The organism is Veillonella parvula (assembly GCF_001553335.1).
Lineage (GTDB): Bacteria > Bacillota > Negativicutes > Veillonellales > Veillonellaceae > Veillonella > Veillonella parvula_S.
Window position 1 is genome coordinate 31,958 of record NZ_KQ960798.1, and the last position, 23,033, is coordinate 54,990.

Here is a 23,033-nt window from a genome sequence, read left to right on the forward strand (position 1 = left end):
CATAGCCATTTTTAGCGCTTCATCGCGACTGAAAATTTCTAAAGAACCATCATTACAACCTTCGATAATTTCGCCACTTTTATCTCTGAAAGCAGTGCATTCCAAAATATCTAAGTCGTTCTCTTTCAAGATGCTTAACATGTCTTCATACATGTTAGAGGCGATATAGTCATCGGAGTCCACAAAGGCAATATAATCTCCATTTGCCGCTTCTATGCCTGCATTACGAGCCACACTAATTCCGCCATTTTCTTGATGGATGACCTTGATGCGTTCATCATAGGCTGCATATTGATCGCAAATGTCACCACTCATATCTTTAGAACCATCATCTACTAAGATGATTTCTAAATTCATATAGGTTTGGTTTTGAATAGATTCAATACATTCTGCAATATAAGATTCCACATTATAGACGGGTACAATGACCGAAATTAACTCCATTCCATGCTCCTCTTACACATGTACTAGCCAAACTAGTTTTACAAACTCTCAAACTTATATAGTTCATTCTAGCTACATATCATTAGCTAAAATGTTCCTCACTTAATACTATTTCCATGTTTAATGCGCCATGCCGCAAGTTCACGCATGTTTTTAATCATATCCCCATAGGATTGAGGCATGCTCGCACTTTGTTCTAACACTTTGCCACTTTTATCAAGATATAGTCTATGATTAAATACAAATTCCTCTTGTGTAAACAAGCTTGGTACCATCGCTTCATAGGTTTGACCAGGTCGGCCTACCAATTCCGCCAAGGTTGGAATGATTTGAATGCTCATGCCGAACGCATTAGGCGCAAGCCAATCTTTATGAATGCCGTGGCCATAAAAAATAATAGGAATTGTAGATGCCACATTAGGACCTACTTCACGAGCAAAGTTAAAGCGTTCGCTATGGTCACCGGTAATGACGAAAAGTGCAGACGGATCTGCTGTTTCTTCGCGAGCGATAAAATTACCCATTACATGGTCTGCGTACCAAATATGGCCCATTTCGTTCAATTGCTTATCGTTTTCTTCGATAGAATCTGGCAAATGACCCTTTACCTTATTCACATCGTAGCCTTCCTTAGCCACATTGATGCTATACGGTGGATGATTAGAGGTAGTCATAATCACATTGAGGATTTTTTCCCCTCTATGCTGATCCATGTAGGCAGAAATAGCTTTAAACAAGTCTTTATCGCCTACGCCCCAAGCGTTGCCGTCTTCGCTTGGCATTTCAGAGGCATCGTGGAATTCATCGAAACCTTGAGATAAAACAAAGTTTTTAACATTTTGCCATGTGCTAAAGCCACCATACCAGAACACAGTCTTGTAGCCTAGCTTTTTCATAACAGGACCAATGCCTAAACCATAAGGCTCTTTGAAACTTTCACCTTCATAGTTAGGATATAGCCCTGTATCAGGCATCCCTGTCAACAAACCATTGATCGCTGGCATCGTGCCTGTGCCTTGGGCAAGAGCTAGTTGCGTGCTCATCGCTTGAGGGCTGGCAGCGTATTTACGACCTTGCTCAACGAGGTACGCACCAGGCTCGTTATATTCAGCGAGGAACGGCCACAAGCCATAGGATTCTCCAAGAACGAGGTTTATAGACTGCGGTTGATCCGCTAATCGTTGTGTCGTAATGGTTCTCGTGAAAGAACCGTCAAAATTTGTACCGTTAAACTTACCACCAACGGCAGTGATTTTTTCATTTAACTCTTGAAGCGTTAAGTTGATAACCTCAAGCTCAGCCGTCCGTTTCGCAATGCTTTTAACACGATAGAGAGCCTGTACATCATCGAGGATATTTTCGTTTAACAGATTGGAACTAAGACGGGCCGCACTTTCCCAGTTGATAGAATTTGTATAACTGAAAGCACCGCCAAATCTAAAGAATAGACCTAATACGCCAATAGCGACAGTCAATCCAATGCCCGTCATCCATTGTGTTTTCTTCGTCTTAGGATACCAAGTAGTACAAAGTCGTTGATTATCTGCAGAATCACTATTTCTTAGATTATCCGCATCATCACAATTCCTTAGGTCAACAGCGTAATCACTATATTTCTTGGCCCCCCACGCTAGGAAACGAACTAGAAAATAGCAAAGCGCTGCGCTCAATACAACGGCTCCAACGATGTACATGAGGGCATTATATTCATTGATAGCGGTATTTACAATGGCGCCGATATCATCATTTTTACCGTTGATGAGCATCGCATTGTAGGAGGAGTTGAAGATTTTATAAAACGGAATGCGCCCCAAAAACAAGAAGGTCAACAGTACAGTCGCAATGGAGTAGAGGACCTGTTTAATGCACAAGGACGGCCATTTTGGCACAAAGGTATGTACCAACGTCCCCCCTAAAAATCCCAATAAACACAAAGGACCGACGGTCTTGAGACTCAATCTAAAGCCTAACCACAAGGATGTGAGGATATTCTCCATCGTCACAGAAGCCAGTTGTGATTGAAATACTGCAAGAAACACGATTCTAAATGCAGTCAACAAAACAGAAAAAAAGATAAATACCTTAATCTCTGTTCGTATGCCTTCAAATAATCGCTGCCATCGGTTCATCATTAACCCCTAACTGTTGAATCGTATAACCAAATTGTTAATTCACTAATCCAACTATATTGTTACAAACGTAACAAAACTACATAACTATACTGCCTAAATGAGTAATAAAATTTATAAACTACATATATATGCTATATATATCCTACGTAATATATTACGTAATATTCTACTAATTACATAACTATCAATTATTTCGGATATTTCTTACATTTAGGACCTTTACATCGTTTGCATTTACCGCATCCACGGTCGATAGTCTCAGCACCTGCTGATTTCTTCGCACTAGCACTCTCCTTGACCATCTTTTCAGAGGCCTTACTATTCCATACGGAAACTATCGATTCTGCTTTTTTGCGGATTCATCCTTTTTGGATTTTTTATCCTTTTTCTTGTCTTTCTTCTTATCTTTTTTCTTGAAAGTATCAGCTAAAAAGACTGTTTTTAACTTATCATTTAAAACTTTAAGCTTCTTTTCAGCCTTGTCTTTCTTTTTCTTTAACTTTTCTTCGTCTTTAGAACGTTTTTGTTCCTTAGACTTCTTGTGTTTTTTCTCTTTTTTATCTTCTTTAGACGTTTTATCTTTCTTAGATTTTTTCTCGCCTTTGGACTTTTTGTCTTCTTTGGATTTCTTATCCTCTTTAGATGTTTTATCTTCCTTGGATTTTTTATCGTCCTTAGATTTCTTATCTTCAGAACCGTTGATACGCGCCCATTCATCATCAACGCGTTTCAATTTCTTTTTAAGAAGCTTTTCCATCTTCTTATTTGTTTTATCGGACTCTAAACCAGCTTTACCAAATAATAAAGCATTCACCGCCGTGTATGGATCGATAGAGGACATATCCTCATCATCCACGTTAGCTTCCTCTAATTTCTTATCTTTTGAAAGTTCATCTAGACCATCTACATCTAACGCTTCATCTTCATCTAGATGATAAATTGCTAAGCTTTCAACGCCTTCTAATGGTTTTACATCAAGGTGCTCAATCGCAGTATCTTCAAAATCTGCCATTTCCTTACCAGAGCTTTCACCAAAACCAGTAAAGAGACCGCCTATAGATTTTAATTCATTCAATTTAATATGATTCATGCCCACCGTAGAATCATGATGCACAGGAACGTCAGATAATTGTACCTGTTCCATAGCATATGCATCATCATTATGACTCGCACCCTTGCCAAGTCCAGATGTATTAGAAATGACAATATCTTCCTTATCGTCGCCTAGCACATCGCCAAATAGATCTTCTTCTAAAGATTCGTAAGAATGCAATAAGGCCATACGTTTTTGAACATCTTCAATTTGATTCCACAAATCAACGAGAGAAGATGTATAATACACCCGTTCTTTTACCTCTAAATAAGCTTGGTAAACGATAGATAATTCGGTCTCATTAAGGCCTTCCTCTGCACCAATTTCTTCAATCATTTGTTGAATCTGTTGATCTCGATCATATCGTTTAATTAACGCTTTACGAATGCGTTCAATCAACATTGTATCGATGAGTTCCATATGCACCTCCTATATTCAATACACTCAGTCCTACCCGCTACATTAGCGTATACGAATCAATGTATAGAATCATAAAAATAAATTGATTTTATAATCTCTAATATATTATTATAGCAGAATTTATCTGCTTTTTCCTTAATAATATGTGTAAAAGTTCCTTAAAAATAGAATAAAACCTCAATTTAAATACGTCCTTAATAGTATGCATTTCATACTACTAAAATACTATTCAAACCGAGGTTATTTAATTAACTGTTACATTAAAATATATCTAATTGTTACATAAAAGTCTTACATTACTGCACTAAAACAAGTTAACTGAATAGACGAGAATTCGTTCCTTTATATCGCTTCCTTCAAAAAGATCACTACAATCAATAGTTTCCTCTTGTTCCAAGCGCACATGGTTATTTAAAAAGTTCTCCACCTCGTCATTAACGTAGTAGAAAAATAACTTAATCTCCCGAGGATTATGATATAGCGAATCAAAGATATTTCCTAGTACCCGCTTAATCGTATGGAGTGCAAAGGGATTAAAGAAAAAGCATCGATCAGCCTGATCTGGCAATTCATAGAGCGCCGCATCACCTAGTACAAAGCTTACACGATTGCGAGCAGCAGGGCTTTCACCATTGATCAAAGCCTTTTCATAGAGCCGTTCATCGTATTCGATGCCTATAGAATGGCAGCCCGTTTGGTAAGCCATGAAAATACTCACTCGGCCCTTGCCACTGCCATAATCGATGAGCGTATTTTTCTTGCGAATATGACCGCTATTTGCCAAGCGCTCCAGCACGCAATAATCCGTCGGCTCGTACGGATGATGCTCCGTATCGGAACGACTATCATCGCGACCAGAGGTTTTAATTTGTAATACACTTTCCCACTCTTGCTCTGTTGCCATCTATGTAATCCAATCACGAGGCCAAAATATATGACCTAATATTTAATACTAATCTTAATTTCTATACATACTATACCCTTATTAGGGTACTATTTACAAATTAAAATCAATCATGATAGATAACGAAGAAAATAAATGTTTTTGTAGCGTTTAATGCATGCAAAAGGAAAAAAGGAGGGCGGCACCCCTCCTTTTTCTGTGCTGGAAACACTTATTAATGTCAATATGGTATACTAGGAGTAATATTTCTATTATTCTCATGTGCAGAATTATATGTCATTAAAAAGGAGTATCTACTTACATGGACAGTGATCTGACCTTAGATTTTATCATTATCATCGTATTAATCATCGCAAATGGTTTATTCTCCATGACGGAGTTAGCCATTGTAAATGCGAAAAAACGTAAACTTGAAGAGTTGGCAGAATCAGGCAATGAACGCGCGAAAACAGCCTTTGAATTGTCAGAGAACCCAAATGAAATGTTCTCTACCATTCAAATCGGCATCACCCTCGTAGGTATTTTAACTGGTTTGTATTCTGGTGCCACCTTCTCTAGTCCATTAGAAGAAATTTTAGTATCAAATATTCCAAGCATCGAACCATACGCAGCCTCTATAAGCTCTTTCATTATCGTTGCCATCATTACCTATTTATCCCTCGTTATCGGCGAACTCGTGCCTAAACGCTTGGCCTTAAATAGCCCTGAAAGCATTGCCGTTGTAGTAGCAAAACCAATTTACTGGCTATCTGTGGCGTTGAAACCAATCGTTAGCTTCCTCGGCATTTCCACAGAATTCCTCTTAAAAATTCTAGGCGTTACTGTAAAAGAAGAAGCACCTGTTACAGAGTCTGAAATCAACAAGATGCTCACCGAAGGCGTTGCCATGGGTGCTTACGAAGAGGAAGAACCTATCCTCGTAGAAAATATCTTCCATCTTGCAGATATGAACGCAGGTGACATCATGACGCCTCGTACACAGCTCAAATGGATTGATCTTAACGGCACGGAAGACGAAATCATGGAGGTCCTCAAGAATGCCAACCATTACCGCATTCCTGTAGGTACTGATTCCTTAGATGAATTAAAGGGTCTCGTTACCGTATCCGATGTATTAGTTCAAATTATGCAACGTCCTAGTGAAAGTTCCATTCACGATATCATCAAAGCTTGTTTGAAAGAACCTGTTCTCGTTCCTGAATCCATTTCACTCATGAAATTATTGAACGTTCTACGTACAGAAGGCGTTCATGAAGCAATTATCCTCGACGAATATGGTGGTTTTACTGGACTTGTCACCTTGCATGACATCATGGAGGAAATCGTAGGCCTTATGCCTTCCGGTGAGGAAGAAATCAAGGAAGAAGAAAACAAGATCATCGAACGCGATGGTGCATGGCTCGTAGATGGTCTTCTCAACGTAGATGAATTTAAAGAATTCTTTCACATCGATCAAGAATTACCAGGTGAAGAAGACGATTTGTACAAAACTATGGGCGGTCTTTTAAACGTCCTCTTTGGTCGTATTCCAAAGGAACTCGACAAGGCAAAATGGAACGGCTATACCTTTGAAGTCATCGATATGGATCATACTCGTATCGATAAAATCCTTGTAACCTATGAAGAACCTATTGTAGAACAAGAAGAAGAAAAATAAAACTCAAACTATAAATAGACAAAAGCTAAAGAAGTGAGTTCTCTTACTATGAACTGTACCCCAAAAATTGTACATATTTTTGGATACAATTTAATCAATAGAGGACTCACTTTTTTGCTATAATTTTGTATTCATAATATAAGTAATACATATACTAGCAAAATATAGATTACTTTTAAAAATTATCGTTAAAAATTATCATCAATTATATAAATTAAGTATATAATTCTTTTATTTTCTGCATAAAGGCTAGAACTTTCAATATAAATATAGTATTATTAAATTGTATAAAATATATAATCAGAATGTTCTATAAAATATATAATTAGAAATTAGAGTTTTCTAATATACATATAGAGTCCTATGATTACTACCTATGTGTAGTTCTGTGTCATAGGGCTTATATGCGGTAGTCAAAGGAGAGATTCTATGAATCAACGAATCATAGCAACCATAGGAGCCCTATTAATAGGGACCGCGATTATTAGTGGTTGTGGATCAGAAAAGCCACCTGAAGATACAAGTCTCAAGGTGCGTACCATCACTATAGGTGAAGAGTCTGGAACTACTGATGCTGGCTATGCAGGCACCATTCATAATAAAACAGAAACAAACTTAGCCTTTCAAATTGGAGGGCGTGTCATCAACAAATTTGTAAATGTTGGCGATGTAGTGCAAGCAGGCCAAGTGATTGCTCAAATCAATGGTTCAGATACATCAGCTCAGGTACAAAATGCTGAAGGTGCTGTAAAAGCTGCTCAATCGGCCTACGAATTGGCAGAAACCAATGCTAAACGATACCGCGAGCTCTATGCACAACAAGCAATTAGTAAATTGCAATTAGACCAAGCTGAAAACCAATTGAATGCCACATCTGCTCAATTACAACAGGCACAAGCAAGCCTTAATTTGAGCAGCAATCAAAATAGCTATACTAATTTGACGGCTCCTGATACAGGTATTATTACAGCTTTCAATATTGAAGCAGGACAAGTCGTAGCAGCCGGTCAAAGCGTTGGTACCTTAGCGGCCGGTCACGATCCAGAAGCAGTCATTGCCCTTCCTGAACAAGAGTTAAGTAAAATTCATGTAGGAAGCCCTGCTACTATTACCTTCTGGGCCTTACCAGATGTAACAGTACAAGGCGTAGTACGTGAAATTTCACCAGTGCCTGACCCTGTAGCCAGAACGTATACCGTAAAAATTACCTTACAAAATGCACCTAAAGAGGTACAGCTAGGTATGACAGTCAATGCTAATCTATCTACCAAAGATAGTACCAATATTTCTATTCCGTTGACGGCTCTTGTGAAAGACTCTAACGGCAATAATGCGGTCTATATCATCCGCGATAAGAAGGCTCATCTCGTGCCTATCAAGACTGGTGAGTTCGGTAAGAACTCCGTCATCGTCACATCTGGTTTAGCTAAAGGTGACATTGTCATCACCGCAGGTACCCAACAATTACAAGAAGGGACGGCGGTTAGTCAATGAAACAATTTAACTTAGCCGAATGGGCTCTTAAACACAAGTCCATTATCTACTACTTCATGGCTGTGCTCCTCACCTTTGGTATCTTCTCATTCACTCATATGGGACGCATGGAAGATCCTGATTTTACGATGCGAACCATGGTGGTCGGTGTTGCTTGGCCGGGGGCTTCTCCACAAGAAATGTCGGATCAGGTAACGGACAAACTCGAAGAAAAACTACGCGACCTTCCTGGTGTAGATTATACAAAATCTTTCACAGATGGCAGCAAATCCGTTATTTATATCAATTTAAGAGAGGATTTGCCATCCGATAAGATTCGTCCCGCTTGGGAAGAAGCGCGGAATATGATCAACGACGAATGGAAATCATTGCCTGCAGGTGTTCAAGGACCGACCATCAACGACAGGTTCGACGATGTATATGGCATTATCTATGCCATCAGTGGTGATGAGTATTCGTACGAAGAAAAACGACAACAAGCAGAAGACCTAAAACGTCAGCTTTTATCTGTTCCTAATGTAAAAAAAATCAGCCTTATAGGGGTGCAACAACAAACCCTCAATGTAACCATAAACAAGGATAAACTCGCATCCTATAAAGTCAGTACACAACAGCTGTTAACAGCGCTTAAACAGCAAAGTATGATGGTTCCAGCTGGTGTGATTACAACGGATACAAACAATGTATATCTCCGCGTCAATGGCCTATTCGATAGTCCTCAAGCGGTGCGGGATATGCCAATCCGCATCAACAATCAAACGTTGCGCCTCGGTGACATGGCTGATGTAACCATGACCTACCAAGACCCTAGCGATCCACAGTTCTATTACAAAGGCAAGCCAGCCATTGGCATCGCCATCTCCATGGATGCAGGGGCTAATAATATCGAATTTGGCGAAGCCATCGACAAAAAACTCGAGGAATTACAGAAAACGATTCCTGCCGGTCTCGAACTCAATCAAGTATCGAATCAACCGCATATCGTTAAAGAATCCATCGGCGATTTCTCTCAATCCTTATTTGAAGCCATCGCCATCGTATTGCTCGTAAGCTTTGCATCTCTCGGCTTACGAACCGGTATCGTTGTAGCCCTCACCATTCCGGTCGTTGTGTCTACGACGTTCATCTTGATGTATGAAAGCGGCATCTATCTACATAAGGTTAGCTTAGGTGCCTTAATCCTAGCTTTAGGCCTCCTAGTAGACGATGCCATCATCGTTGTAGAAATGATGAGCGTTAAGCTTGAAGAAGGGTGGGGTCACTTTAAATCAGCTACCTTTGCTTACCAATCTACAGCATTTCCAATGCTATCGGGTACGCTCATTACCTGTGCAGGTTTCTTGCCATTAGCATTGGCACAAGGTATGGTAGCAGAGTTTACAAAATCCCTATCTATCGTTGTATTTATGGCACTTATTCTATCTTGGTTTGCCTCTGTTCTCGTCAGCCCTGTATTGGGTTATAAAATCATCGAAAACAAGGCTCCCAAGCCAGAATCGGAATGGACTAAACGAGACCGTATCATGCATAAGCTCAATGTAACCTTCTATGATAAGTTTGAAAAACTATTACATTGGGCTCTAGGACATCACAAGGTAGTCTTGCTGGCCACATTAGGAGCTTTCGTTTTATCCTTGCTTTCACTACCATTGATCAAACAGGAATTTTTCCCATCATCAACGCGTAATGAAATCATTATATCCATGCAATTTCCTCAAAGCTCGTCCATCGAGTATACTGCTAACCAAGCAAAACTCATCGATGAACATTTGAAAGATGACGAACGCATTGCAACCTTCACCTCCTACATTGGGCAAGGTTCTCCACGTTTCGTCCTCACCTTGGAACCGGAATTGCAACGGAACAACTTCTTGCAATATGTGATTGTCACAAAATCCTTAGAGGATCGCGATAAACTTTATGCTGAATTGACTCCTTATTTAAACGAGCAATTCCCATCGGCCCTTGTAAATACGCAATTCTTACAAATCGGTCCACCATCCAAATTTCCAGTCATGCTTCGCGTTGCTGGCCCTGATCAAAAGGTGGTAAAAGAAATTGCAAATCAAGTAAAAGCTAAAATGCAAGACGATAAAGACTTACAAAATATCGCCTTTGACTGGCCAGATACAGAACCTGTAGCCAATATTCACATCGATCAAAACAAGGCACGTTTACTCGGCATCGATAGCTATGCTGTATCCTTGCACTTGCAAAGTCTATTGTCTGGTACTAAATCTGGTGAATACTACGAAGGGAACCAAACCATTCCTGTTACCTTCCGTTTAGGTGACAACGAGCAACATAACTTAAGTGCTCTTTCATCCTTGCCAATTCAAACAGGAAATGGATCCTATGTACCACTAAGCCAAATTGCAACCATTACCATGACACAAGAGGATGGTATTATTTGGCATCGCAATATGATGCCAACCATTAGTGTGCATGCCAATGTAAAAGCAGGTATATTGGGTAATGCGAAAACGAAAGAGATTTACAAATCCTTACAAGACATTCGCGATTCCTTGCCTACAGGCTATTCTATTGACCTAGACGGCGCCGCTGAAAAGAGCGAAACAGCCGTTCAAAAGCTATTAACACCAATGCCAATTATGCTCTTTGTAATCATGACAATCCTCATGTTCCAATTAAAGCGTATCGCCCTCATGATAATGGCTCTACTCACTGCTCCATTGGGGTTAATCGGTGTTGTATTAGCACTCAATATTACGAGAACGCCGTTAGGCTTTATGGCTATTCTAGGGATTATCGCCCTCTCGGGTATGATCATCCGTAACTCCATTATCTTGTTAGACCAAATCGAAATTCACAAGGCAGAAGGACAAGAACCTCGTGAAGCGATTATCAACTCCGCTACACTTCGTTTCCGCCCTATCATGCTTACCGCTATCGCAGCGATTTTAGGCATGATTCCTCTCATGGGATCTGTATTCTGGAGTCCATTAGCCATCGCCTTCAGCGGCGGCTTACTAGTGGCGACGGTTCTAACACTCATCGTATTACCAGTCATGTATGCAAGCTGGTATAAGGTAAAATAAAAAAGCAGTAACTATTTCTGCTTTTTTATTATCTATAAGATATATAGATAAACCACAATACAAAAAACCCCCTATAAAAGTTTCTAATACTTTTTATAGGGGGTTTTTTAATAAATATCATATAAAAAAACAGCAGGGCTTTCCCCTGCTGTTTTTTTAGTCACAATAATACATTACGACTTACTTATTTCCCTTAGGATTATATTAATAATTATATCTGACTTAGTCTATTATTTATTAAACTACAACGGCTGTACCATTGCATGTAATCATAAGCATGCCATTTTGTGCACCTACTGTGCTGTATTGGAAGGATACACCAATAATAGCATTAGCACCCAATTTAGAAGCTCGTTGAGACATTTCGTCGAGAGCTGCTTTGCGCGCATTCATCAAAGAATCTTCATAGCTGCCACTACGACCACCAACGATATCGCGAATGCCAGACATGAAATCTTTCACAAAGTTACGGCCTTCTACGACTTCACCAAATACAATACCTTTGTACTCTTGTACAGGTTTATTTTCAATATGCATAGTTGTTGTAATAATCATAATTGTATCCTTTCTAATTGATTACAATATATTTTAATTTATTATAACAAGACTTTTAGATAAAAACAAATATAGCTTTCACATAAAACAATTACATAGTATATCTCCAAAAATTACATACTATATATCAAAAATTTACATATTATACATCAAAAATTTACATATTATACATCAAAAAAAGACCTGTTCACTACTTTCATAATGAACAGGTCTAATTTTATATTTTTATCTATCAAAATCGCGGTCTAAGTTAACTTCTTTCAACGGCACAACTTTAGTTTTGTTGATGTATTTGTAACCAAGGTACACTGCGAAGAAGATTGGTAAGCCAATATAGGCAACGGATACGCCGTACCAGTCGATGGTATCACCTGTGAAAGCGGAGTAGTTTTGACCACAGATGATGATGACGCAAAGAATGAACGCCAAGATTGGGCCAACTGGGAATAACCACGCTTTGTATGGCAATTCACTAAGATCTCTGCCTTGTGCAATAAAAGCACGGCGGAAACGATAGTGAGATACTGCAATACCAACCCATGCGATGAAACCGCATAAACCAGAGATATTAACAATCCATGTATAAGCTGTACCTTCACCGATAAAGCTTGTTAGGAACGCAAATAAACCGATTGCTGTCGTTAAGATTAACGCAGGTACTGGAACGCCGCGTTTATTTAACTTAGCAAAAATTTGAGGTGCTTGACCTTCCTTAGCGAGTGCGTACAACATGCGCGTAGAAGAGTACAGACCAGAGTTGCCAGCACTCAATACAGCCGTTAAGATGATAGCATTGATAAAGCTAGCAGCAAAGGCAAAACCAAAGCGGTCAAATACGAGTGTAAATGGAGAAATAGATACGTTCTCTACACTAGAATTCAATAGATTTGGATCTGTGTACGGAATCAAGAAACCGATAACCGTAAAAGCACCGATATAGAATAATAGAATACGCCAGAAGATTGTATTAATCGCTTTTGGCACGTTCTTTTCAGGGTCTTCCGCTTCACCAGCGGCTACACCGATTAGCTCAGTCCCTTGGAAGGAAAAACCTGCTACCATAAAGATAGCCAGAATAGATTCCCAGCCACCTACAAATGGAGCTTCTCCTACGGTCCAGTTCGCAAATCCTGGAGATGTGCCACCGATACCAAAGATAAGTATGAAGCCACAGAATAAGAATACGAATACGGTAATTACCTTGATGCTAGAGAACACATATTCACTTTCACCAAAGGAACGAGTAGATAAATAGTTCAAGCCGAATAAAATGAACAAGAACAGAGCAGACCATACGATGGCAGGTACATCAGGGAACCAATATTTCATGATGAGCGCCCCTGCTAATACTTCAGCAGCCAAGGTAATAGCCCAGTTAAACCAGTAATTCCAACCTAAGGCAAAACCAAAGGCAGGGTCTACATAGCGTTTTGCATAAGTCCCGAAGGAACCTGGAATTGGCAAGTACGTAGCCATTTCCCCAAGAGATGTCATGAGGAAATAAACCATGATACCGATGAGGCCGTAAGCTACTAGCGCACCACCAGGGCCTGCTGTACTTACAACTTCACCACCGGCAACGAATAAACCTGTACCGATAGCACCACCTAAAGCAATCATATTCATATGACGCGCTTTTAAGGACCGTTTTAGGTGTTGATCTTTGTTAGACGTAAACTCTACGTTACTATTATGATTTTCAGACATGGGTCACCTCTTACAAATCTAGATTACGCACGTATTTTGCGTTATCTTCAATAAATTTACGACGAGGCTCTACCTTATCACCCATGAGAACCGTAAAAATTTTGTCAGCTTCGATAGAATCTTCTAAACTAACTTGTAGAATCGTACGATTATCAGGATTCATTGTAGTTTCCCATAATTGTTCAGGGTTCATTTCACCTAAACCTTTGTAACGTTGGATTGTAGTACCATCACGGCCTACTTCATCAAGTTTAGCAGTCAACTCAGCATCAGAGTATACATACCAGTGAGATTTACCCTTCTTGATTTGATACAAAGGTGGTTGAGCAATATAGATATGGCCTTCCTCTACCAATGGTTTCATATAGCGGTAGAAGAATGTTAATAACAATGTACGGATGTGAGCGCCGTCAACGTCCGCATCTGTCATGATAATAATCTTATTATAACGGGATTTTGTAATATCAAATTCATCGCCAATACCTGTACCAAAAGCGGTAATCATGGAGCGAATTTCGTTATTAGCCAAAATCTTATCGAGACGTGCTTTTTCTACGTTGAGGATTTTACCACGCAATGGCAAAATCGCTTGGTAACGACGATCGCGTCCTTGTTTTGCAGAACCACCTGCAGAATCACCTTCGACGAGATAAATTTCAGTCATAGATGTATCTTTTTCGGAGCAATCCGCCAATTTACCAGGAAGGCTAGATACTTCCAATGCATTTTTACGGCGTGTTAAGTCGCGGGCTTTACGAGCAGCCTCACGAGCACGGCTTGCCATCGTTGCTTTTTCGATGATCTTCTTCGCATCTTGAGGATGTTCTTCGAAGAATGTTTTAAGACCTTCTGTAACGATAACGTCTGTAATACCTTTGACTTCGCTATTGCCAAGTTTAGTTTTTGTTTGGCCTTCAAATTGAGGTTCCAATACTTTTACAGATACGACAGCTGTCAAACCTTCACGTACGTCTTCACCGGAAAGATTAGACTCACTTTCCTTGATCAAACCAGATTTACGGCCATAATCATTGAGGGTACGAGTCAAGGCAGCACGGAAACCAGATAGATGTGTACCACCGTCAATCGTATTGATGTTATTTACGAAGGACAACAAGTTTTCACTATAGCTATCGTTATATTGCAATGCTACATCTACCACAACATCGTCTTTTGTATTTTCAATGTTAATAACAGTTGGGTTAATTGCTTCTTTATTTTCGTTCAAGAAGGTAATGAAAGAAACCAAACCACCTTCATAGTGGAAGCTTTCAACACGAGGTTCCTCTAAACGCAAATCGCTCAATGTAATGCGAAGGCCTTTGTTAAGGAATGCCAATTCTTGTAAACGCATTTTCAATGTATCAAAGCTAAATACGGTAGTTTCAAAGATTTCTGCATCTGGCTTGAAAATAACTGTAGTACCAGTGCCTTCGGCCTTGCCAATTTCGTGCAACTCGGAAGTTTTATGACCACGAGCAAAGGAAATTTCTTGAACAATACCATTTTGAGATACTTGAACCTTAGTCCATTCACTCAATGCATTAACTACGGAAATACCTACGCCGTGAAGACCACCAGATACCTTGTATCCGCCACCACCGAATTTACCACCGGCATGCAATTTCGTTAATACTAGCTCTACCGCAGACATACCAGATTCATGCATCCCTGTTGGAATACCACGACCATCATCGACAACGGTAACACTGTTATCTGGATTGATGGATACTTCGATATGTGTAGCATAACCAGCAAGCGCTTCGTCCACAGAGTTATCTACAACTTCGTATACGAGGTGATGCAAACCACGAGCAGACGTACTACCAATATACATCCCTGGGCGTTTACGCACCGCGTCTAGACCCTCAAGAACCTGAATATTCTGAGCGCCATAATTTTGTTCAGGCATGAAACAAACTCCTCCTAACAATCTATCATACTGCACTTGATTGAAATAAAGTAACAAAACATTTACAGGATTAAACTTTATCTCTTTATTATACTATAAAACTCATCAATCCGTCTCATTAAAGTCTTAATACTGATACCAGATCCATACACACAATCATCTGTGACCACATAGGTCTTGATTTGCTCCTCTGGCACCATGGCGATATATTCTAGTGTTTCATAGTGATGAATAGGACTTTTATGGGACTTTCCACCCTTAGCATGCACCATCGTAATAATGGATTCTATGGGCACGGAAATGGTATCTCCAATATGAACATACATAAGAATGCCCCCTCTACTTTTCTAATGTCCCATTAAGGGCATCGATTTTGCGCTGTTCCTCTTCAGCAAGGAACTTTGATCGATATTTATTACACAAATTGATGACGTGTTGATCCGTCAATTCATCAGGTTTTTTGTGAGTAATGAGCATGGCCACCATAAACATATGACGGCGATTGATAGATCCTTTATAAATCTTATCAAGGTAAAAGTATATGGATTCTCGCATTGCTTCTGCAAAGTCTGAAAAACTACACTGTATAAATTGCTGGCAGTCGCTGTATTTAAAATACGGATACTTTCGAATAACAGCTTTAATTTCCTTAATATGAGCCCGATGCAATTCATATTCACAGGTTGGACAGATTTCCTTTTTAGATTTCATATGCATGCCACATCGCTCACAACGATGGTATCCATGCTGCTCTAAATAAATTTCTCGCTTTCGAGCCGTAATTTGTACTTTCCGGAAAGCAGCTTTTAATGCTTCGTTATCCGTTTGTTTCAACGATGTATCGATGGCGTCTACGTCTTCTTTTGAAAGCACGATATCTGCAAAGTTAATACGTTTTGTAATAATTTGTTCATCAGGAATCGTAAGAAACGTATTAGTTTCTACTTTCACATAGCTCTGACGTTTCATGATGAAGCGAATATCGGTGATTACCTCTTGGCGGTAATACTTGTTGATAGCCTCGATGATACGACGTTTTTGCATCTGTAATTCCTGCATCCACATGGAATTATCTGCACTGATAACCATATTTGGAGGCTTGATGGACACAATTTTTGTATGATCTGCGATAACATCACCTACTACATCACGCCACTTGTAAACAAGGGTATTTAATTTATATTGTTCCAGTAAATTCATTTCTGCTAAGGCCTTTGGTAAACAAAGATCAAGGCTGTCCATACTGAACCTGTCCCCCTTCACAAGAAATAAATTGAACGGATTTCAAATCTTTAAAATCGTGAATATCTGTAGTGGTAATAAATGTTTGAATTCGTTTATGAATAAACTGCAATAAATTCGTTCGTCTCGACTCATCAAGTTCGCTCAATACATCATCCAAGAGAAGAACTGGATATTCTCCTACCTCTGACTTGATAAATTCAAGCTCACTCAACTTTAAGGACAATACAGCGGTTCGTTGCTGACCTTGCGATCCAAATTTCTTTAAATCCATAGCATCGGAAAAGAATCGTAAATCATCGCGATGAGGGCCAACGCTAGTGCTTAAACGATAACGATCCTGCGGCAACGCTGCTTTTATACGTTCGTAAAAGCCTTCCTTTGTATATTCCAATGAACCATTGTCCATATACGGCTGTTCATAACCAATGGTTAAATTCTCAAGGCCACCTGTCAATTTACGATTCATCAAATCGATGAGCAAATTGATTTTTTTTAAGCTTTCTAATCGTTTCTTTACAATAAAACTCGCCATATCTGCTAATTGCAAATCCCATTCTTCAAGAGGAATAGTATTCTTTCCTCTATATTCTTTTAGGACTGCATTACGTTGCTGTAACAACCGATTATACTGCATTAATTGATGATAATAGGTAGCGCTGGTCTGAGATATTTCCATATCAAGGAATCGCCTACGTCCAGAAGGAGTTCCCTTGATGAGCTGTAAATCTTCAGGACAGAAGATAACTGTATTTAATGTACCAATCAGCTCTTTTTGAGATATTTTTGTGTCGTTTAAACGAATATCCTTAGGTCCTTGGCGGAATAATTTAATATTTACCTTTTGTGGCGTATCTTTTTTCTCAAATTTTACCACAATGCCTGCTTCTTCAGCATTGAACATGAGCATATCCGATGTATCGTTAGTGCGATGGCTTTTACCAATCGTACCAACATAAATCGATTCGAGGATATTCGTCTTACCAGCCCCATTAGTGCCATGTAAAACGATAATCTCAGGATTAAACTGTATCTGTACATCCTTATAATTTCGAAACTGGAATAATTGCAGTGAGTCAATTCTCACCGATTATGCCTCCTCTTGTGTAATCACGAGGTCTACATCGAGACCTTCACAAGAAATCACATCACCAACGCGGCATTTCTTGCGCTTTTCCGTTACAACCTGACCATTCAAGGTAAGAATGCCTTCATCGATGAAAGATTTTATTTGACCACCTGTTTCAATGATGCCTTCTAACTTCAACAACTGATCAATTTGAATGTACTCCGTATGAATGGGTACCTGCTGTTGCTCTTTCATAACGTTCTCCTAAAGTAATAAAGGTTATGCATTCGTGCGAACTGGTGTTACTACGTATGTATAGTTCGGATTATTGTCTTGTCGAATAACAACAGGACCATTTTGTTTTAAGAACAAGTGGATATTATCGCCTGTGCTGTGACGCAAGATGTCAGAGATGTAGCGACCGTTGAAGGAGATTGTGAAAGGTGTGCCTTTAAATTCAACAGCTACGTCTTCTTTTGCCATACCGATTTCAGTATTTTGAGTAGACAATGTGACATTACTTTCAGACCAATCATAACGAATTACGTTATAACTGATGTCTTTAGCCAACAAAGATACACGATCAACAGCACCAGCAAATTCACGGCGATCGATTACAGCGCTAGAATCGAATTGAGAAGGAATTACCTTTTCATATTCAGGATATGTGCCTTCGATTAAGCGAGAAATAATATATATAGATTCAAAATTAAATACGATTTGTGTACGATTCCAAATGATATTGATCATAGCTGGATTATCTGTTGGTAATAAACGAGATACTTCAGCCAACGTTTTTGTAGGGATGATAGCGCGCATTGGAATCGTTGCTGGTTCATCGATGGTAATTTTTTTAACAGCCATACGGTGTGTATCGGTAGCAACCATAGTCACTTCGTTTTCTTTGATTTCAAGAAGAGCACCGGTAAATACAGGTCGATCTTCATCAGTAGCAGCTGCATAATTTGTTAAATCGATGAGTTCTTTCATGGCAAAGCTATCGATGTTTACATGATCTTGGTCGTGAATTTGTTCCACCAAGGAGAAATCATCTGGGTGTAATGTAACAAGATTAAATTCGGAAGATCCAGATGTGATGGTTAAAGAATTTCCGTCTTCTGGTTTGTAAAGTTCGATAGTATCGCCAGGTAATTTGCGAATTAATTCTTGGAAATAGCGGGAACCTACTACTAACATACCAGGTTCTTTGATGTCTCCATCGATGGTTAAGCGAATGCCGAGTTCAAAGTCGTTACCTTGCAATTCTACTTGACCATTTTTTGTAGTCATGTAAATAGCGCCTGGTAAGTTGGAATTTGTTTTATTTTGAGATACCTTTTGCAATACGTTAATTGCTTTTTGGAGATTTGCTTTTGGGAATGTAATATGCATATGTTACTCCTTTATATTTTTCATATATTGTAAAAGTATTAATAATTACTTGTTTTATTTGTCATATTCTATATTTACTATCGTAGATGCTCTATAGATATTTTATGGTAGATCTATTTCTACTAGTTTTTTGATTGTTTGTTAGTTTTAGTAGTAGTAATAGTAGGGGCCTGTTTATATGTGTAAAAGTGATTTGGCGCCACTAATTGTGTGAATTATGAGTTGTGTATAACTATGTTGATAGTTTGTACCTACTTATCAACATATTAACATCAAAGTATGAGTTTTAGGATATCCACAAAGTTATTCACCGTATATCCACAGAGTTATCCACAGAGTTATCCACAGGTTGTTAATTTCTGTTTGATTTCTGCAACCATTCGTTTAGTTTCTTCATTTTTTTCAATTTCTTTCGTTATTTTATCGTACGCATGGAGAATTGTCGTATGGTCACGAGAAAAAGCTGCTGCGATTTGAGGATAGCTTTCATTGATCATATCGCGGCATAGATACATGGCGATTTGCCGTGGAAATGCGAATTGGGCTTTTCGTTTCTTGCCGAGTAGGTCTTGCTTTTTAATATTGAAATAAGAACTTACAAAATTCTGGATGCTTTCAATATTAACCATATTCACCTCTTCGGTATGAACGAGGCCCGCCAAGGCGTGTTTTGTGTATTCTAGGTCGATAGATTCGAGACGTTGATCGATGGATGCTGTACCGATGAGCTTGGTGAAAGCACCTTGCAATACGCGGACGTTTTCGCTAAATTGCAATGCTACGTAGTTAATTGAATCATTATCGATGCGAATAATGCGATTCTTTTTATATTCTCGTTCGAGCAGTGACCTGAAGATGGCAATGCGCGTTTCTAAATCTGGATTTTCCATTGTGGCAATGTAGCCAGCTTGGAAACGAGAGCGAAGACGATCTTCGAATTGCTCCATATCGTTTGGCATCGTATCAGAGGTAAGTACGATTTGCTTGTTGTTATTTAATAATTCATTAAACGTATTAAACAGTTCAGTTTTCGTACTTTCACGGCTTTCAAGGAACTGAATATCGTCAATCATGAGCACATCGATATTGCGGAATGTGTTGCGGAACAATTTACCTTGGTTGCGCTGTAATGTTTCAACGAAAATATTCATAAAGTTTTCGCTCGTAATAGACATGACCTTCATATGTGGATGATTTTCCTTGATAGCATTACCGATGGCGTGCATCAAGTGTGTTTTGCCGAGGCCCGATGGACCATATATAAAGAGCGGATTATAGTCTCCACCAGGAAATTCAGCTACATTTTGAGCGGCTCCAAATGGTATTCGGTTCGCATTGCCCGTTACATAATTATCAAAACGGTATGCAGGATTGAGATTAGATAACGATAAATCTACAGGTACATTGTCAGACTGTAATGTTGGCGTTGTTTCTGATGGTTTCTTCGTTGTCGCTACCATTGGTTCGTCTGGAATCTCCACAGGCGCTGGTGTACGGTCGATATAGACAGGATCTTGATAGACTGGAGTGTAAAACTCCTCTTGATGAGCCTTTTCCTCTACTATAGGTGGTAAAGGCATCGGCGGTGCTACAACTGGCGTATCGATGAGACTTTCATCAACAAAATTTGTATCTATACTCTCTTGATTAAAATCGAATAAAACCATATCTCGAGGAGAGCCGATAACTGTGGTAATTGCATCTTGTAAAGCCTTGCTAATCTGCGGCTGCTGGTCGATTAAGTTTTTTACAAATGTTTGCATGACCCCAATATGGATCGAATGACTTTCGAGAGACATGGGAATCAACGATGACGTGACGCGTAAATACAATGCATCAGGTAAATGCTGCATATTCTTTTTCGCCTCTTGCAATATATGCTCCCATATATTATTTAAATCAAATGATTGCATGACGTGCCTCTTGTGAATAACTATTGCAATAAATGTGTATAACTTTAGGAATAATGTGCATAACCATTGTAAAAGCTGTGGAAAAAACTATTATTCCTATGAATAACTTGTGTATAACCTGTGAATAAGTAAAAATAAAAGTCTATTTTATATAGATAATTACTGACTTTTTAGTTTTTATAAAATAAAAGAGAAAAAATGTGGATAACCTCGAAAGTTATCCATCAAAAACCTATAAAAATATATAATTTTTCCTAATTTCAAGTATGATTGTACCAAAAAATCACTAGTTTGTCATTTATTCTGTGGATAACTTTTGGTTATCTGAAGGAAATATGTTAATAATTCAATAATTATATTATCATTTGTTCATCAATTACTTTTGGGGGAGGAATGAAAACTACTTTTATCGCTCCATTCTAACGCAAGTCGATCAAAAAGTAGTTTTCATTCCCCTCCTCCAATAAGATAATTTTTATGATTATTATACACATAGATGGAAAAGTAATTGATGAACATAACAGCATTAACCTTCAGATAATCAAAAATAAATGATAGATAAAAATGACAAACTAGTGATTTTTCTAAAAGGGAGTCTTAGGAGCAGGAATAGATGTGGATTTTTGACCGAAACGATCAGTATGGAGGGAGAAAACTACATCTATTCATCCCCCCTTCAACTGGAGATAAAAACATAAATTTGCCAAAGTATAAAAAGATTTGAATTGTGAGTTCTTGTATGTTGATAAATTGATGTTACGTTTACATCGTGTAGTGGTGTTGAGGATGACATTAGGGTTGTCTTAGGGAGGGAATATAGGATCCTTTTGAGCGACTTTACGATGAGTATGGAGCGATGAAGGAACCCTATATTCCTCCCCCTGGAAACGTAACATCAATTATAGGATAAAATGTGTAGTAGAATTATTTTCAGAAATACAAGAACTCACAGCAGAACCCCTTTATTATATTGACAAATTTACGTTTTACCTCTATAATTACCCTGTTATGGTATAAGTAAAACAATACAGAATGACGAGGAGGTGTTTTACTAATGAAACGTACTTACCAACCAAATACTCTTTGGAGAAAACGTACCCATGGTTTCCGTGAACGCATGAAAACTATTGGTGGCCGTCTCGTTTTGAAAAGAAGACGTGCAAAAGGCAGAAAACGCTTATCTGCATAATATAATAGCTGTTAGGCAGGAGAAAAAACTTGGCGCTGCTGCCAAGTTTTTCTATTCTTAGGACTTAAGGACAATGCATATGGATTATTGCCTTGATAAAGCAAGACGACTGACGCACAATAATGAATATCGCCTTGTGTATAAGCACGGAAAATACGAAGTAGGCCGTATGTGTGTACTGTATCGTATGCCCGTGGCAAAGCAACCTACGCGCATTGGTTTTGTAACAGGTAAAAAGGTTGGTTGTGCAGTGGAGCGCAACCGAGCTAGACGCCTGATGAAAGAGGTATATCGCCTCAATCAGCACGCCATTCGCGAAGGGTATCATATCGTAATTGTTGGACGTGGCCCTCTGAAAAACGCTACCTACGAAAAAGCGGAAAAGGAGATTTTGTATCTCTTGCGAAAAAGCAAATTATTGATACAAAATGATAAATAGGACCACAAGTTAGAGGCTTTGGTCCTTTTTGTGTATATGGAGGTTTCCATGAAACGCTGTATAACCATGCTTTTACGACTTTTAATTAGGTTTTATCAGCTCGCCATATCTCCCTTAAAACCTGGATGTTGCCGTTATTATCCGACATGTTCCACATATACTCTGCAGGCCATCGAAAAATATGGTCCTTTGAAAGGTAGCTGGATGGGTTTAAAACGCATTCTTCGCTGTCATCCTTTCCACAAGGGTGGCTACGATCCAGTTCCCTAACCCACGTGGGATTAGGCTGGATGTGTTCTGTGAAAGTTACTTTCACCATCACCATCAAGCACAGTTTTGGAAATACCTGAGCATCTGTATGGATGAAATTTAGACCATACCATAACGATATATAGATGTGCAAAGGACGATT

Annotated in this window: 19 protein-coding genes; 6 read left to right on the forward strand and 13 right to left on the reverse strand. The window is 38.9% G+C overall.

The genetic code is table 11. From position 1 onward, the window contains the following. The 4 genes from HMPREF1865_RS09415 to HMPREF1865_RS06305 form a co-directional block, all read right to left on the reverse strand. Positions 1-444, reverse strand: a 444-nt coding sequence (locus tag HMPREF1865_RS09415) for a glycosyltransferase (RefSeq protein ID WP_155640506.1), incomplete at its 3' end; no start/stop codon positions are given. 98 nt (positions 445-542) lie between these two features. Continuing rightward, entirely contained in the window at positions 543-2,576 is a 2,034-nt protein-coding gene (locus HMPREF1865_RS06295) for an LTA synthase family protein (RefSeq protein WP_060919570.1), read from the reverse strand. A gap of 334 nt (positions 2,577-2,910) precedes the next feature. Further along, positions 2,911-4,089, reverse strand: a complete 1,179-nt coding sequence (locus tag HMPREF1865_RS06300) for a hypothetical protein (protein ID WP_060919571.1) — start codon at positions 4,087-4,089, stop codon at positions 2,911-2,913. A gap of 304 nt (positions 4,090-4,393) precedes the next feature. Then, a complete protein-coding gene (locus HMPREF1865_RS06305) occupies positions 4,394-4,993 on the reverse strand; it encodes a class I SAM-dependent methyltransferase (protein WP_060919572.1) in 600 nt (199 codons plus the stop codon). Between the two features lie 301 nt (positions 4,994-5,294). Between HMPREF1865_RS06305 and HMPREF1865_RS06310 the strand changes: the two genes are divergently transcribed. From HMPREF1865_RS06310 to HMPREF1865_RS06320, 3 genes are all read left to right on the forward strand, one after another. After that, on the forward strand, positions 5,295-6,650 hold the full coding sequence (locus tag HMPREF1865_RS06310) for a hemolysin family protein (protein WP_060919573.1): 1,356 nt from the start codon (positions 5,295-5,297) through the stop codon (positions 6,648-6,650). A 429-nt stretch (positions 6,651-7,079) separates the two neighbouring features. After that, positions 7,080-8,144 (forward strand): efflux RND transporter periplasmic adaptor subunit, encoded by a 1,065-nt coding sequence (locus HMPREF1865_RS06315; protein ID WP_060919574.1) that lies wholly within the window; start codon positions 7,080-7,082, stop codon positions 8,142-8,144. Then, the gene (locus HMPREF1865_RS06320) at positions 8,141-11,203 is read left to right on the forward strand and encodes an efflux RND transporter permease subunit (protein WP_060919575.1); all 3,063 of its coding nucleotides are present in this window, start codon (positions 8,141-8,143) and stop codon (positions 11,201-11,203) included. Before HMPREF1865_RS06315 ends, HMPREF1865_RS06320 begins: the two co-directional genes overlap by 4 nt. A 237-nt stretch (positions 11,204-11,440) precedes the next feature. Here the strand turns inward: HMPREF1865_RS06320 and HMPREF1865_RS06325 are convergent, their stop codons facing one another. The 9 genes from HMPREF1865_RS06325 to dnaA all read right to left on the reverse strand — a co-directional run bounded on the left by HMPREF1865_RS06325 (position 11,441) and on the right by dnaA (position 20,993). Further along, positions 11,441-11,758, reverse strand: a complete 318-nt coding sequence (locus HMPREF1865_RS06325; protein WP_004692937.1) for a YbjQ family protein — start codon at positions 11,756-11,758, stop codon at positions 11,441-11,443. Between the two features lie 225 nt (positions 11,759-11,983). After that, positions 11,984-13,465, reverse strand: a complete 1,482-nt coding sequence (locus HMPREF1865_RS06330) for an amino acid permease (RefSeq protein ID WP_060919576.1) — start codon at positions 13,463-13,465, stop codon at positions 11,984-11,986. A 10-nt stretch (positions 13,466-13,475) separates the two neighbouring features. Beyond that, positions 13,476-15,377 (reverse strand): DNA topoisomerase (ATP-hydrolyzing) subunit B, encoded by a 1,902-nt coding sequence (gene gyrB / locus HMPREF1865_RS06335; RefSeq protein WP_004698069.1) that lies wholly within the window; start codon positions 15,375-15,377, stop codon positions 13,476-13,478. Positions 15,378-15,454: 77 nt separating this feature from the next. Continuing rightward, a complete protein-coding gene (locus HMPREF1865_RS06340; RefSeq protein WP_004692940.1) occupies positions 15,455-15,703 on the reverse strand; it encodes a DUF370 domain-containing protein in 249 nt (82 codons plus the stop codon). Positions 15,704-15,716: 13 nt separating this feature from the next. Beyond that, entirely contained in the window at positions 15,717-16,619 is a 903-nt protein-coding gene (locus HMPREF1865_RS06345) for a DciA family protein (protein WP_060919577.1), read from the reverse strand. Next, positions 16,606-17,706, reverse strand: a complete 1,101-nt coding sequence (gene recF / locus HMPREF1865_RS06350) for a DNA replication/repair protein RecF (RefSeq protein ID WP_060919578.1) — start codon at positions 17,704-17,706, stop codon at positions 16,606-16,608. Before recF ends, HMPREF1865_RS06345 begins: the two co-directional genes overlap by 14 nt. Before the next feature lie 3 nt (positions 17,707-17,709). Beyond that, the gene (locus HMPREF1865_RS06355) at positions 17,710-17,943 is read right to left on the reverse strand and encodes an RNA-binding S4 domain-containing protein (RefSeq protein WP_004692943.1); all 234 of its coding nucleotides are present in this window, start codon (positions 17,941-17,943) and stop codon (positions 17,710-17,712) included. A gap of 24 nt (positions 17,944-17,967) precedes the next feature. After that, entirely contained in the window at positions 17,968-19,080 is a 1,113-nt protein-coding gene (dnaN, locus tag HMPREF1865_RS06360) for a DNA polymerase III subunit beta (RefSeq protein ID WP_060919579.1), read from the reverse strand. Positions 19,081-19,418: 338 nt separating this feature from the next. Next, positions 19,419-20,993: a chromosomal replication initiator protein DnaA gene (dnaA, locus tag HMPREF1865_RS06365; protein WP_060919580.1), complete on the reverse strand. Its 1,575-nt coding sequence runs from the start codon at positions 20,991-20,993 to the stop codon at positions 19,419-19,421. A 1,054-nt stretch (positions 20,994-22,047) separates the two neighbouring features. Here dnaA and rpmH point away from each other — a divergent pair. The 3 genes from rpmH (at position 22,048) to yidD (ending at position 22,891) form a co-directional block, all read left to right on the forward strand. Continuing rightward, complete coding sequence (rpmH, locus tag HMPREF1865_RS06370; RefSeq protein ID WP_004692946.1) at positions 22,048-22,182, forward strand: 50S ribosomal protein L34; 135 nt, start codon at positions 22,048-22,050, stop codon at positions 22,180-22,182. Between the two features lie 79 nt (positions 22,183-22,261). Then, a complete protein-coding gene (gene rnpA / locus HMPREF1865_RS06375) occupies positions 22,262-22,621 on the forward strand; it encodes a ribonuclease P protein component (RefSeq protein WP_004692947.1) in 360 nt (119 codons plus the stop codon). 48 nt (positions 22,622-22,669) lie between these two features. After that, the gene (gene yidD / locus HMPREF1865_RS09420; protein ID WP_012865047.1) at positions 22,670-22,891 is read left to right on the forward strand and encodes a membrane protein insertion efficiency factor YidD; all 222 of its coding nucleotides are present in this window, start codon (positions 22,670-22,672) and stop codon (positions 22,889-22,891) included. Positions 22,892-23,033: the final 142 nt, after the last annotated feature.